This is a genomic window from Aliidiomarina taiwanensis (genome assembly GCF_003987015.1).
In the GTDB taxonomy this organism is placed as follows: Bacteria; Pseudomonadota; Gammaproteobacteria; order Enterobacterales; family Alteromonadaceae; genus Aliidiomarina; species Aliidiomarina taiwanensis.
Map to the genome: position 1 here is coordinate 695,850 of NZ_PIPQ01000001.1, position 12,740 is coordinate 708,589.

The window sequence follows — 12,740 nt, forward strand, 5'->3', positions numbered from 1 at the left end:
TTATTTCTCCTGCCAGCTTTTTACATAGTCTGAATTTTCAACGGCATGTGCGGCTTCCCCCACTGACAAGGCGTCGCGTGTATCGAGCATCAGCGCCACTTCGTCGGTAAATTTCTTTTTATGCTGTAAGCCCGCTTGAAACGCTTTTGGATGCGGGCCATGGGTAAAGCCAGCGGGGTGGAAAGTCACCGAGCCTTTTTCAATGTTGTCACGGCTAAAAAAGTCGCCCGCATGGTAAAATAACACTTCATCGTAGTCGTCGTTATTGTGGTAAAACGGCACCTTCAAGGCGCCTGGGTCGCTTTCAATAGGCCGCGGTACAAAAGTACAAACCACAAAGCGCTCTGCCACAAAGGTGGTGTGCGCTGAAGGCGGTAAGTGGTACCTGTGGCTCATGAGTGGGCGAAAGTCGCGCCAGTTGACCCGCACGGGTGCTAAGTCACCGTGCCACCCGACCACGTCCAGTGGATTATAAGGAAACGTGACCACAGACACTTCACCATGGCGTTTTACTTCCACCTGCCAGCTGTCTTCGCTGTATTGGTCTTTAAAACGTTGGTTAATGTCTGGGACGTCGAGACACGCCGGGTCAAAAATAGCATGATTCCCCACCAAGCCTTTGTCGGGTAACTGGTAAGCACCATTGGTGGCTTCTATCATCACCACTTGCATGGGTGAAGTCGGCTCCAGACGCCAATTGGTGGAGCGTGGAATCACCAAATAGTCACCGTCACGCAGTGTTAAATGGCCGTAGTCACAGAAGAACTCACCGCCCCCTTCGTGCACAAACATGAGGTCGTCGCCATCGGCGTTGCGCGCCAACTTTTTCATGGGCTCACTGACATGCCATATACGGAACTTGCAATGGGCATTGTACAGTAGGTTTGGCGCAACCCAGGGCGACGCCGTGTCCAAGCCTTGTAGCTCTTGGAAATTAAAAGCACGCGGCCGTAATGGGCCTTCCCAGTCGCTCCAACCGGTGGGGGCATGCTGATGGTGAAAGTGGGTCGCTGGGCCGAAGAATCCACTCCGGCCCGCCTCACGTTCATACATTGCCTCTTCCGGAAAGTCAGCATGGGCTTGGCGCGAAGCTGTCCCTACCTGCTTTGGAAAAGAAATGGGTTTACGCATCGCTGAGCACTCCACGGCGTATTTGGTCTTCTTCAATCGACTCAAACAAGGCTTTGAAGTTACCTTCACCGAACCCTTCGTTCCCCTTGCGTTGGATGATCTCAAAGAACACAGGGCCAATCACCGTTTGGGTAAAAATTTGCAGCAGAATGCCGTCTTTCATGGGGGCGCCATCAATAAGAATACGCAAGTCACGTAAAGCGTCTACGTCTTCTGTGTGGCCTTCTACGCGCTCGTCAACTTTGTCGTAGTAAGTGTCAGGTGTAGGCATAAACTCCATGCCACCCTCACGCAGTTTACGTACTGTGTCGTAAATATCATTTGAGTTCATGGCAATATGCTGAATTCCTTCACCATTGTACTCACGTAGGTATTCTTCAATTTGCGACTTATCGTCGTGAGACTCGTTAATAGGAATCCGTATTTTTCCACACGGCGACGTCATAGCGCGGCTTAATAAACCTGTTAGCTTACCTTCAATGTCGAAGTAACGGACTTCTCGGAAGTTAGCAATGCGCTCGTAGAAGCCGGCCCACACGTCCATATTGCCCTGAAACACGTTATGGGTTAGGTGATCCACCAAGTCCATACCTGTTTCGTTTTTCTTCATTTCCTCTTCCCAGTTGTCATAAAACTGGAAGTCCACATCGTAAATGCTTTGGCTGCCGTAGCGATCCACAAAATAAAGGGCACTTTCACCAATGCCGTACACGGCTGGAATATTCAGCTCCATAACACCTACGTCTTGCTTAAACTCCTTCGCACCATTGGCGAGTGCATGGTTAAAGGCATGTTCGGCGTCTTTTACGCGCCAAGCCATACCACACACGCTCGCGCCGTGAGCGGAAGCAAAGGTTTCGGCTTGTGAACCTGGCTGCGCATTAATAATGAAGTTAATGTCGTTTTGTTTATACAGCCAAACTTCCTTCCGGCGGTGTTTTGCCACTTCTGTAAAGCCAAGCAGTTTAAATAGGTGCTTTAAGTCGTTAATGCCTTTTTCATTTGGTGCTGTGTATTCAACAAACTCAAAGCCGTCGGTACCCATAGGGTTTATTGTTTGATCAGACATAAGGTGTCCTCCTGTGGTGTCTTTATTATTGTTATATTCTTGTAACCTTTTTAGCTTGAACCACCCTCCGAAGGCTAGTTTTGCGAGTATTTGTTGGTACCAATAAAAACAGAGCCCCTGTAATCATTTAGTTACAGGGGCTTCACAGAAGGGATAACAGGGGTTTAGGTGTAAACTTTACTTTACTCGCTAGGCGCGGGTGTACTCTTTTGTTTACTTGTTCTTTTTCTACGCTGCTTGCCAATGCCATATTCACGTAACTTATTCGCAATCGCTGTATGACTTAAGCCAAGTTTGCTCGCCAATTGGCGTGTACTCGGGTAGCTCGGGTACAGTCGTTTTAATAAGGAGCTTTCAAAGCGTTTTACCGCTTCGTCTAAGGTTTCTTCACCTAATTCAATAGCTAACGGTTCAAAGGAAGGTGTCATGTCAGGCAGAAGAATATGCTCAGACTCTAGCTTGTCACCTTCTAACATAGACACAGCTCGGTAAATAGTATTCTCGAGTTGACGTACGTTGCCTGGCCAACTGTAGTTGCTTAAGTGCTTTAAGCACGCCTCGGACACACTGGCTATCGGTCGCTCTAAAGCAGTGCAAAACTGGTACACAAAGTGGTCTGTCAGAAGTTCAATGTCTCCTTTTCGCTCTCGCAACGGCGGTATGTACAAACTAAGCACGTTCAACCGGTAGTATAAGTCTTCACGGAACTGCCCCTGTTCGACTTTTTCTAATAGCTCCCCCCGCGCCAAGCATATTAAACGCACGTCCACTGCAACCATTTGCTCTTCCCCAATGCGGCGAAAACGACCGTCTTCAAGGAAGCGTAATAGCTTTGCTTGGAGTTCTGGCGACATGTCGGCTACCGAGTCGAGCAACACAGTCCCACCATGGGCTTGTTCAAAAATGCCTTTCTTGCCATTGGGATGGTGCGAGAAAATGCCTGGCCCATAGCCAAAAAGTTCACTTTCAGCCACATTGTCAGGTAACGCACCACAATTGACGGCTAAAAAAGGTTCTCCTGCTCGGCTGCTTGACTCATGGCAAGCGCGGGCAACTAATTCTTTCCCCACACCTGTTTCCCCTTCGAGCAATAAGGGGGCATGTAATTGGGCCATGCGAGCCGCGTCACGCAACACCCGCTTCAACCCAGCATGCTGAGTCAGCACCTTGTTAAAGGCATTGGTTTCTTCGTGGGTAATACGGCTGGAAGGAATGGGCTTGGCTTGGCAATGAATCACTGCCCCGGCAAATGCGGGTTCACCCGACTGATCGTTTAGCCAAATAGGCAAGATCTGCGCTAAATACCAACGCCCCCCAAGCTCTAGCTTTTCCGCTGTCGGTTCTTCGGGTTGCTCGGCTAACCAACGCCGGGGAAAGCCCGTGGCGTAATCCGCTAAAAACTGGCCCCGCAAGGCTTCGTCTGTGGTTTTTAATAGTGCCGTCACCGAGTGGTTCGCAATATCTATACGGCCCTTGTGGTCCACACTTAAGACTGGGTTTGGCAGTGAGTTCAATAACACCTTGAACTCGAAGTGTTCGCGTTCAAATGGCAGGTAAGAAACTGTTTTTACATCGTCTACGTTGGGAATTAAGCGTATTTTGGGCATGAGCATTTGCAGTTCTTCAAAGGCCATGCTGGGAAAGCTGAGAAATATTTTACCTGCGGGGTCGACTTCAATTCCTCGCAAGTCAATTTCATACTCACGCAATATCGTTAGCACATCCTGGCAAATACCAAGACGGTCACGACATGTTATTTCTAAGCGCACAGCGAAGCCCTCCTTGTCCAATGTAAATAAAATTATACAGCTAATTTTATTTCATTGCAGCACTATCTGGAGCTTGCTGTACGCTTAACCGTCAGTTAGTCGTCGAGTAGCGCGTCGGTTTTAGCCGCCATAATAAAGTCGTTGCGGTGTAGGCCGCCAATGGCGTGGGTCCACCAAGTGACGGTTAGCTTGCCCCACTCCAAAAGCAGTGACGGGTGGTGAAACTCGTCTTCTGCTAGTTGTGCAACTTTATTCGAAAAGGCCCATGCTTGTTTAAAATTCTTAAACTTATACACGCGCTCTAATTGCAAAACGCCATTGCGGCTTTCAGGAACCCAGTCAGGTATTTCCTTCATCAGTTCGCGTAGCTCTTCGTCACTTACCTTCGGTGCATCAGCGTGACAGGCCTCACATTCTTGGTGTTTTAGATCACTCATGGTTTTTACCTTTTATACATTTTAAGAGTCGTTGTTTTTAGGTGGAAACTTAGGTTCAAACAAACCTAGCTCCATCGCTTCATGAACCAAGCTCATAATGTCCATATCGGAAATTTCAAATAGCTGATTCACACTTTTCAAGGTGTAATAAATGGGTTGCATAATATCTATGCGGTATGGTGTACGTAGTGCGTCTAAGGCATTTAAAGGCTTCCGTTCCGGAATATCACTTTCGAGAGAGTAAATGGTTTCGCCTGGAGAAGACAAAATACCCCCACCGTAAATGCGCAGCCCATTGGCGGTTTCTAATAAGCCAAATTCCACCGTAAACCAATATAACCGCGCTAAATAAACCCGCTCTTTCGGGTTTGCTGCATAACCAAGCCGACCATACTGATGGGTGAAATGGGCAAATGCCGGATTCGTCAGCAAGGGGCAGTGGCCAAAAATTTCATGAAAAATGTCTGGCTCTTGTAAGTAGTCAAACTCTTCCCGGCTGCGTATAAAGGTGGCAACAGGGAATTGCTTACTAGCTAACAAACGGAAGAACTCATCGAAAGGAATAAGCGCCGGCACTTGGGCTACTTGCCAGCCTGTGGTTTCGGCTAGCACCTTATTAATTTCAGCCAGTTGCGGAATTCTGTCTTGGGGCAGGTTTAACAGCTCGTACCCGGCCATGTATTCGTCGCAGGCTTTGCCTTCTATCACCGCAAGTTGGCGTGACACTAAGTCATGCCATATTGAGTTTTCCTCATCTGTCCAAGCGATCACTCCGTGCTCATCTGGCATCTTAGATACATATTGACTCTGCTTCTTAGACATTCAAATGCACCTCCCTTATAACGTGGCCAATGCTTGCTGCAAGTCAGCAAGAATGTCGTCCACATGTTCAAGACCCACCGACAAACGCACCAAGCCTTCGCCAATATTCGCCTGTGCACGGGCTTCTGGTGTTAAGGGTGAATGCGTCATCGACGCGGGGTGCTGCATTAAACTTTCCGCATCCCCTAAGCTTACTGCTAAACGAATCATTTGCAGGCGGTTCAGCAGGTTGACAGCGTTCTGATAACCGCCTTTCATTTCAAAGGCAATAATAGCACCCGCCGCTTTCATTTGTTTGTCAGCCCCAACCAAGTGGTGGCCAGGGTGGCTTTTCAGCCCGGGGAAGTAAACTTTGTCAATCGCTTCGTGACCTTCAAGGTAGTCGGCTACCACAGCCGCATTTTCACAATGGCGCTCCATACGCAAAGGCAAGGTTTTTAAACCACGGGTAATAAGCCAAGCGTCGTGGGGAGAAATGGTGGCTCCCATATCTTTCAAAGTAGTGAGTTTTATGAGCTCAATGTCTTCTGCACTGCCCGTAACAATACCTGCCACCACATCGCCATGGCCGTTCAAGTATTTGGTTGCACTGTGCACCACCAGGTCTGCACCAAATTCGCCAGGCCGTTGTAATAATGGCGTCATAAAAGTGTTATCAACAACAAATTTAAGCGAATGCTCAGCGCAAAACGCGCCAATTGGTGCCATATCAATCAAGCGCAAATGCGGGTTTGCAGGCGTTTCTAAAAACACCATACGAGTCGTGTCACGAAAAGCACCTTGGATATTGCTTACATCGCTCATATCGACAAAGGTTACTTCAACACCAAAACGGGCAAATAGTTCGTGAAATAAAGCAAAAGTGCAGCCATATAAGCAGTCCGATGCAATAACATGGTCCCCTGCCTTGAGAAAAGCCATGGTGGTAGCTGCCACAGCTCCCATACCCGTTGCTGTAGCAGCTGCGTCTTGCATACCTTCAAGGGCGGCAACCCGTTGCTCTAGTTGACGTGTTGTGGGGTTTCCTAAACGACTGTAAATATAGCCTGGTTGTTCACCGGCAAAGCGCGCGCCACCTTCTTCTGCATGAGGAAAAACAAAGGTCGAGGTTTGATATAAGGGCGGCACTAAAGCACCATGTACATCGGTACTTTGCTCGCCTCCGTGTATGGCAACAGTTGATGCATGCCATGAGGTCTTTGCTTGTGTCATTGTCGCATGGTTCCATTGTTATAATTATGTATATGAAACTCAGCTTACGAAGGGTCTGCCTGAAGGGCAATAGCAACGAGCAGCTCCGACCAGCTACTCGTTGTAACGAAAGTTTGCCACAAAGAAATGCTACAACTGGTTAATTTCTTGTCGCAAGCGGTATTGAGAGGAAGTAACACAACGTTCCATATCACATACTTTCCCTTCCAGTGTATGAAACTCTTGCACTAAGTCTTTCAAGGCCTCTTTCGGTGTTTTCCCTGCTTCCCACACCCGAGTTTTCACCTCGATGGTGCGGCCGTCAGAGGCCTGCTCAAAACGTGTTTCTTCTCGATAACCTTGGTGCTCACTCATATGCTCGAGCATGGCAGGCTTTTTGTCTAACACCAACCAAGCGGCAATATAAACAACAAAAGTTAAAGAAAAGGCAAAAATAAGCGTGGTAACAAATAAAATGCGTACGGCCCACACTTCCCAGCCAAAATAGTCGGCAATACCCGCACAAACTCCGGCTACCTTCCCTTCTCTATGGTTTCGGTATAAACGCTTTTTAGCAGCCATCACTGCCTCCTAGTTGTATTTTTTCCAGTCCGGGTGCTCTTGGTCAAGAATACGTTCAAGAGCATGTACCCGCTGCTTTAATTTATCCGCCTTATCGACTAACTCACGGAACTGTAAGGTTTCATTTTCGCTTAAGCCTTGATTCAGCTTATGCTTACTGCGGTAATGCAGCACCAACCAAATGGGTGCCACAATCAGCATGAAAATAATAACGGGAACGATAAGCAATATAATAACGGCCGTGTCCATGGTTGTTACCCCTTATGCTTTCGGCTCTGCTTTATCACCTACACGTGCTTTTAAGGCCTCAAGCTCGGCTTCAATTTTAGATTCATTCTCCAACTCACGAAACTCGTCAGCTAAAGAGCGTTTGCCTAAGTCATAAGCGTCTACCTGCGACTCGAGCCCGTCAATTTTAGCTTCATAACGGTCAAATTTCTGCAATGCTTCGTCAACTTTGGAGTTGTCGAGACTACGTTTCACGTTTAAGCGTGAGCTAACGGTCCGTTCGCGCATTAAAATAGCTTGCTGGCGTGCTTTCGCGTCGCTTAGCTTTTCTTGCAACTGCGTTATTTCGTCGGACAAGCGATCAACCTGCTCGTCGGTACGGGCAATTTCAGCAAGCAAAGCGTCAACTGTGTCTTGTACCTTGGCCTTTTCGACTAAAGCTGAACGGGCCAGGTCCTCACGCTCTTTGCTTAAAGCTAAACTAGCGCGGCTTTCCCATTCGGCAACCTCGTCTTCCATGCGGTTTAGTTGACGTGTTAGCTCTTTCTTTTCGGCTAACGTGCGAGCTGCACCCGAGCGCACTTCCACCAAGGTGTCTTCCATTTCTTGAATAATCAAGCGCACCATTTTTTGTGGGTTTTCTGCTTTATCAAGTAAAGCGTTTAGGTTTGCATTAACGATGTCTGAAAATCGTGAAAAAATACTCATCTTTATTTCCTCTTAGGTAGCACATTCTCACACCTACCAATACAAGTTGCTTGCCAACTTTTCAAAACATCTTAAACTATTGTATTCTAAGCATAATTATTTTTTGCAAAGATAAAGTGCTTTCTGCTTTATAAACAAATACACTAATAAGTAGTGAGTTTGGCTAACCTCAGACTCGAACAATAACGTTATTATTAACATGAAGGTTTGGTTTCATGCATCCTACGCGACCCGTCGATAACCTTATCGGTCAGTCCGATAGTTTTTTAGCCGTCCTAGAGCATGTGTCACAAGCAGCCCCAATGACACAGCCTGTTTTAATTATTGGCGAACGAGGTACAGGTAAAGAGTTAGTGGCAGAACGGCTCCATTACTTGTCTCAGCGTTGGGAGCAGCCTTATATCAAACTAAACTGTGCGGCATTAAACGAAAACCTACTGGACAGTGAGTTATTTGGTCATGAGGCGGGAGCCTTTACTGGCGCCAGCCGAAAGCATGAAGGCCGCTTTGAACGCGCCCATGGCGGTACTTTATTTCTCGATGAATTGGCCACCACCTCTAGTTTGATTCAAGAAAAACTACTACGGGTTATTGAATATGGCGAATTTGAACGCGTTGGTGGGCAAAAAACCGTTCGCACCAATGCCCGCCTGGTGGCAGCTACCAACGAAGACTTACCCAACCTCGCCGCACAGGGTAAGTTTCGCGCCGACCTGCTCGACCGGCTCGCTTTTGACGTCATTACTTTGCCACCGTTACGAGAGCGCGCCGAAGACATTTTAGTGCTGGCAGAACACTTCGCTATTCAAATGACGCGTCAGCTCGGCTTGTCGTGCTTTGCAGGCTTCACCAGTCAAGCCAAGCAAACCTTGGAAGACTACCACTGGCCAGGCAACATTCGCGAGCTAAAAAACGTGGTAGAGCGCAGCGTGTATCGCACCAATAGCGACGAAGTACCCGTCAGTCACATTATACTAGACCCATTTGAAAGCCCTTGGCGCCCGGCGACAGCAGCACCTACAGACCAAGAAAGCTCCGTTGTCCCTGCGGTAGAGCCTATTACAACGCAACCATACCTCCCCGCCTTTGGCGACGACTTCGACTTAAAGAAAGTCAGCCAAGCGTTTGAAAAGTCCTTATTAGAAAAAGCCTTAGCTGAAGCCCAGTTTAATCAAAAAAGAACAGCAGAGCTTGTGGGTTTAACCTATCATCAGTTACGTGGCTATTTGAAAAAGTACGGGTTACTCGAGGGCATGCAACGTGATAACTAAGGTGAAACGCTTTTTTGCCAGTGCGCCGTTACTATTAACACTCAGTGCGTGTGGCCCTGCGTTACCCCCAAACACCAATGGTGTGCTTTATTGTTCCGAAGGCAACCCCGAGTCCTTCAACCCACAAATGGTGACTTCTGCCACCACGCTCGACATGACCTCTCTGCAGTTATACGACACCTTGGTTGAGTATGACGCAGCGAAGGGAAGCTTGCAGCCTGGCCTCGCCACTGACTGGCAGATTAGCGACGACGGCCACACGTATGAGTTTACCTTGCGTGAAAACGTCGCCTTTCACCACACCGATTACTTTACCCCAAGCCGGCCCTTCAATGCTGAAGACGTGCTATTTTCATTTCAGCGTTGGCTGGACCCTGAGCACCCTTACCATAGTGTCTCTGGAGGGCGTTACCCATTTTTCCGAGCAACACGGCTCGATCAGCTTATCGCTTCTATTTCTGCGCCTCGCCCCAATGTGGTGCGTATTCAGCTGCATCAACCTGACAGCTCCTTAATGTCCACCTTAAGCTCAAGCTTTGCCGTTATTCTGTCTGCCGAGTATGGCCAGCAACTGCTAGATAAAGGTTTAGCTCCCCACATTGATCAACGGCCCATTGGTACGGGCCCCTTCAAGTTTCGTCACTTTCGTCCCGACGTGAGTGTGTATTACCAAGCACACCAAGAGCACTGGCGCGGTGCCCCAGCTTCTGACAGCTTGGTGTTTCGTATTACCCCAAGCAATCACAAACGCATGCTCATGCTGCTCACAGGTGACTGCGACATCAGCCCGTACCCACCGGCCCGTGATATTGCGTGGTTGCAACAACGCGACGACATGAATGTACAGCAGTCCTTGAGCCCGAATACCGCTTTTTGGGCCTTCAATACGGAAGTGCCGCCTTTTGACAACCCCCTAGTGCGCAAAGCATTAAGTCATGCCATAGACAGAGACGCACTTATTCACAGTGTTTATCATGACCATGCGGTGCGCGCAGATTCCATTTTGCCACATACCAGTTGGGCGCAATTAGCTTTGCCCGACGCCTACCAATACGACCCAGAAAAAGCCCGCGCCTTATTGGCTGAAGCGGGCTACGCCGACGGGTTTAGCATGGATATTTGGGCTTTACCTGTGCAGCGCTCCTATAATCCCAACCCGCGGTTAATGGCAGAACAAATTCAGTCGTACCTTGCCCAGATTGGCGTTACCGCAAATATTGTAAGCTATGAATGGCGCAGCTTCCGACGCCTGTTAGCACAAGGCAAGCACGACTCTGTTCTGATTGGCTGGTCGGCCGACCATAGCGACCCAGACAACTTCTTCCGCCCTATTCTCACGTGTGCGGCGAAGCGTTCTATTAATAACCGTGCTTTATGGTGTAACGCGGAGTTTGACGCGCTTGTCACGGCAGCTATTCGTACCACCGACATCTCAAAGCGTCAGTTACTTTACGAACGAGCCCAAAAACTGCTCGCTGAACAAGTGCCGATTGTTCCATTGGCTCACTCCATTCGCTATCAAGTGTCACGTCGCACGGTTCGCAATATGTTACCACCGAGCTTAAGCGGCATTCGTTTCCATGCGGTGTATAGCGACCATGGCCTTATGGAGGAAGCAGCACATGATTAGTATTGTCCTGCGCCAGTTGGGTGTGTTTCTTATAACCTTTTTTATTTTAAGTGTATTGGCTTTTTCCTTAGCCTACTTATTTCCGGGAGACCCCATAAGCAACACCAGTGGCGTGCTAATGAATCACCCCCACTATGAAGCTGTGGCTCAAGCCCGGGGCTTTGACCAAGGATTGCTCGGGCAATACCTGGCCTATATGCAGCACCTTTTTCAGTTAAACTGGGGCGTTTCCTTGCAGGACGGAGCTTCTATTTGGCACGAATTTAAAGTCCGCTTTCCTGCTAGTCTAGAATTAAGCGTTTTGGCCATGGGCTTAGCGCTGCTCATTGGCCCTCCTTTGGGTATTTTAGCGGCCATTCATTACAACAAGCCCATCGACCAGGTCATCTCGTTTTTAAGTATTTCAGGCTACTCCATTCCTGTGTTTTGGTTTGCTCAGCTCAGTATTTTATTTTTTGCGGTGCTACTCGGCTGGCTGCCAATTGCAGGTCAAGTGAATCCCTTATTCGATGTTCCCTTAGCGACTGGATCTGTGCTGCTCGATATAGCCATATCCGACATGCCATACCGAGGCACTGCCCTACTGAATGCGCTACAGCATATGCTGCTGCCCGTGGTCATTCTTGCCACTGTGCCTTTAGTTCTCTTAATTCGGCTTACTCGCAATGCCTGTATTGAAGTACAGCGCATGAGCTTTGTCCAAGGTGCATATGCTCGAGGACTTTCTAGCTTTTCTGTATTGCAGAAGCATATTATTCCCAACGCGATGCAACGGGTCACCCCGAGCGTCAGCACGGCTTTTAGTTTGCTCATGACAAACACACTGATTATTGAAATTATTTTTTCCTGGCCTGGGTTAGGCCAATGGTTTGTACGCAGTATTTATGAGCGCGACTACCCCGTTATTCAAACAGCTTTGTTATTACTGACTGTGCTTATCTTGTTCGTCAATATGATGACCAACATTTACTATGTTTGGCGTTATCCCCGCGTAAGGCGAGAACTCAATGCGACACGATGAACTTTACTATGAAGAGCGAAACCCTTCGCCCTTAACCCAAGCTTGGCTCGACTTTAAAGTGCAGCCGTTAGCCCGTGCAGCTCTTTATATGCTGTGCTTCCTCCTGTTTATAAGTTTATTTGGCCCCTGGCTTGCGCCTTTTGGTGCCAACGAGCAGTTTGCGGATGCCCTCTTTTTACCTCCTGCGTGGTCAAACGACGGAGATTTGCGGTTTTTGCTAGGCACCGACACATTAGGGCGCGATATGATCTCGCGCATTTTACATGGCGCACGTTATAGCTTTGGCTTGCCGCTGCTAATTGTCTGCATCACGGGGGCAATTGGCATTACTATTGGCGCCATGGTGGCCATGAGCGTGGGTGTTGCCAGCATGTCTTTTCAACACATTTTGTCGGCGTTGCTATCTATTCCTTCTTTGCTATTGGCCCTTATTATTATTGCTGTTATTGGGCCTGGGCTATTTAATGCGGCCCTTGCTATTAGCCTCATTTTTATTCCTCAATTTATTCTTGTCACCCGCGACGTGGTGCTTGAAGAGCTTTCAAAAGACTATGTGGTTGCCAGCCGGCTAAATGGAGTTACTTCCACCTATTTATTCTTTTCTGTTATTTTGCCAAACATTGTAAAGCCCTTGGTCACCCAGTTTTCTTTGGCCTTGTCCGCCGCAATTTTAGACATTGCCGCTTTGGGTTTTCTTGGTTTGGGCGCACAGGCACCCGTTCCTGAGTGGGGAGCCATGCTCGCGGTAAGCCTTGAGTACGCTTATAACACCCCTTGGGTTATGGCATTACCTGGGTTAGCCTTATTTCTTACCTTGGGCAGTGTTAACATTGTCGGGGAAAGGCTTCGTGCCACCCTACGTGCCCGCATGGAGCACTAAC

General features: G+C 48.3%; 13 protein-coding genes. 4 read left to right on the plus strand and 9 right to left on the minus strand.

Going from position 1 to position 12,740, the window contains the following annotated elements; translation table 11 throughout:
- The 9 genes from CWE15_RS03225 to pspA all read right to left on the minus strand — a co-directional run bounded on the left by CWE15_RS03225 (nt 1) and on the right by pspA (nt 7,937).
- Nucleotides 1-1,131 (minus strand): homogentisate 1,2-dioxygenase, encoded by a 1,131-nt coding sequence (locus CWE15_RS03225; protein ID WP_126756593.1) that lies wholly within the window; start codon nt 1,129-1,131, stop codon nt 1-3.
- The gene (gene hppD, locus CWE15_RS03230; protein WP_126756594.1) at nt 1,124-2,200 is read right to left on the minus strand and encodes a 4-hydroxyphenylpyruvate dioxygenase; all 1,077 of its coding nucleotides are present in this window, start codon (nt 2,198-2,200) and stop codon (nt 1,124-1,126) included. Before hppD ends, CWE15_RS03225 begins: the two co-directional genes overlap by 8 nt.
- A gap of 182 nt (nt 2,201-2,382) precedes the next feature.
- A complete protein-coding gene (tyrR, locus tag CWE15_RS03235) occupies nt 2,383-3,969 on the minus strand; it encodes a transcriptional regulator TyrR (RefSeq protein ID WP_126756595.1) in 1,587 nt (528 codons plus the stop codon).
- Nucleotides 3,970-4,064: 95 nt separating this feature from the next.
- Nucleotides 4,065-4,406: a 4a-hydroxytetrahydrobiopterin dehydratase gene (locus CWE15_RS03240; RefSeq protein ID WP_126756596.1), complete on the minus strand. Its 342-nt coding sequence runs from the start codon at nt 4,404-4,406 to the stop codon at nt 4,065-4,067.
- Between the two features lie 21 nt (nt 4,407-4,427).
- Nucleotides 4,428-5,228: a phenylalanine 4-monooxygenase gene (phhA, locus tag CWE15_RS03245; RefSeq protein WP_126756597.1), complete on the minus strand. Its 801-nt coding sequence runs from the start codon at nt 5,226-5,228 to the stop codon at nt 4,428-4,430.
- Nucleotides 5,229-5,243: 15 nt separating this feature from the next.
- Nucleotides 5,244-6,440, minus strand: coding sequence for a methionine gamma-lyase (gene megL, locus CWE15_RS03250; protein WP_126756598.1), 1,197 nt, complete (start codon nt 6,438-6,440; stop codon nt 5,244-5,246).
- Between the two features lie 129 nt (nt 6,441-6,569).
- Nucleotides 6,570-7,001, minus strand: a complete 432-nt coding sequence (gene pspC / locus CWE15_RS03255) for an envelope stress response membrane protein PspC (RefSeq protein ID WP_126756599.1) — start codon at nt 6,999-7,001, stop codon at nt 6,570-6,572.
- 9 nt (nt 7,002-7,010) lie between these two features.
- Entirely contained in the window at nt 7,011-7,250 is a 240-nt protein-coding gene (gene pspB / locus CWE15_RS03260; RefSeq protein ID WP_126756600.1) for an envelope stress response membrane protein PspB, read from the minus strand.
- Between the two features lie 12 nt (nt 7,251-7,262).
- Nucleotides 7,263-7,937, minus strand: coding sequence for a phage shock protein PspA (gene pspA, locus CWE15_RS03265; protein WP_126756601.1), 675 nt, complete (start codon nt 7,935-7,937; stop codon nt 7,263-7,265).
- 215 nt (nt 7,938-8,152) lie between these two features.
- Here pspA and pspF point away from each other — a divergent pair, with 215 nt between their 5' ends.
- Genes pspF through CWE15_RS03285 form a run of 4 tightly spaced genes read left to right on the plus strand, consistent with a single transcriptional unit; the run spans nt 8,153 to nt 12,739 of the window.
- Entirely contained in the window at nt 8,153-9,208 is a 1,056-nt protein-coding gene (pspF, locus tag CWE15_RS03270; RefSeq protein WP_126756602.1) for a phage shock protein operon transcriptional activator, read from the plus strand.
- Nucleotides 9,198-10,838, plus strand: a complete 1,641-nt coding sequence (locus CWE15_RS03275; RefSeq protein WP_241971838.1) for an ABC transporter substrate-binding protein — start codon at nt 9,198-9,200, stop codon at nt 10,836-10,838. The genes pspF and CWE15_RS03275 overlap by 11 nt, the downstream gene beginning before the upstream one ends.
- Nucleotides 10,831-11,859: an ABC transporter permease gene (locus tag CWE15_RS03280; RefSeq protein ID WP_126756603.1), complete on the plus strand. Its 1,029-nt coding sequence runs from the start codon at nt 10,831-10,833 to the stop codon at nt 11,857-11,859. Before CWE15_RS03275 ends, CWE15_RS03280 begins: the two co-directional genes overlap by 8 nt.
- Nucleotides 11,846-12,739, plus strand: coding sequence for an ABC transporter permease subunit (locus tag CWE15_RS03285; RefSeq protein WP_126756604.1), 894 nt, complete (start codon nt 11,846-11,848; stop codon nt 12,737-12,739). The genes CWE15_RS03280 and CWE15_RS03285 overlap by 14 nt, the downstream gene beginning before the upstream one ends.
- The last annotated feature ends 1 nt before the right edge of the window (nt 12,740 follow it).

What these genes read in the sequence shown, in the direction of transcription:
- CWE15_RS03225 (WP_126756593.1), bottom strand. Translation starts at nt 1,131, where the DNA reads ATGCGTAAACCCATTTCTTTTCCAAAGCAGGTAGGGACAGCTTCGCGC.
- hppD (WP_126756594.1), bottom strand. Translation starts at nt 2,200, where the DNA reads ATGTCTGATCAAACAATAAACCCTATGGGTACCGACGGCTTTGAGTTT.
- CWE15_RS03240 (WP_126756596.1), bottom strand. Translation starts at nt 4,406, where the DNA reads ATGAGTGATCTAAAACACCAAGAATGTGAGGCCTGTCACGCTGATGCA.
- phhA (WP_126756597.1), bottom strand. Translation starts at nt 5,228, where the DNA reads ATGTCTAAGAAGCAGAGTCAATATGTATCTAAGATGCCAGATGAGCAC.
- megL (WP_126756598.1), bottom strand. Translation starts at nt 6,440, where the DNA reads ATGACACAAGCAAAGACCTCATGGCATGCATCAACTGTTGCCATACAC.
- pspC (WP_126756599.1), bottom strand. Translation starts at nt 7,001, where the DNA reads ATGGCTGCTAAAAAGCGTTTATACCGAAACCATAGAGAAGGGAAGGTA.
- pspB (WP_126756600.1), bottom strand. Translation starts at nt 7,250, where the DNA reads ATGGACACGGCCGTTATTATATTGCTTATCGTTCCCGTTATTATTTTC.
- pspA (WP_126756601.1), bottom strand. Translation starts at nt 7,937, where the DNA reads ATGAGTATTTTTTCACGATTTTCAGACATCGTTAATGCAAACCTAAAC.
- pspF (WP_126756602.1), top strand. Translation starts at nt 8,153, where the DNA reads ATGCATCCTACGCGACCCGTCGATAACCTTATCGGTCAGTCCGATAGT.
- CWE15_RS03280 (WP_126756603.1), top strand. Translation starts at nt 10,831, where the DNA reads ATGATTAGTATTGTCCTGCGCCAGTTGGGTGTGTTTCTTATAACCTTT.
- CWE15_RS03285 (WP_126756604.1), top strand. Translation starts at nt 11,846, where the DNA reads ATGCGACACGATGAACTTTACTATGAAGAGCGAAACCCTTCGCCCTTA.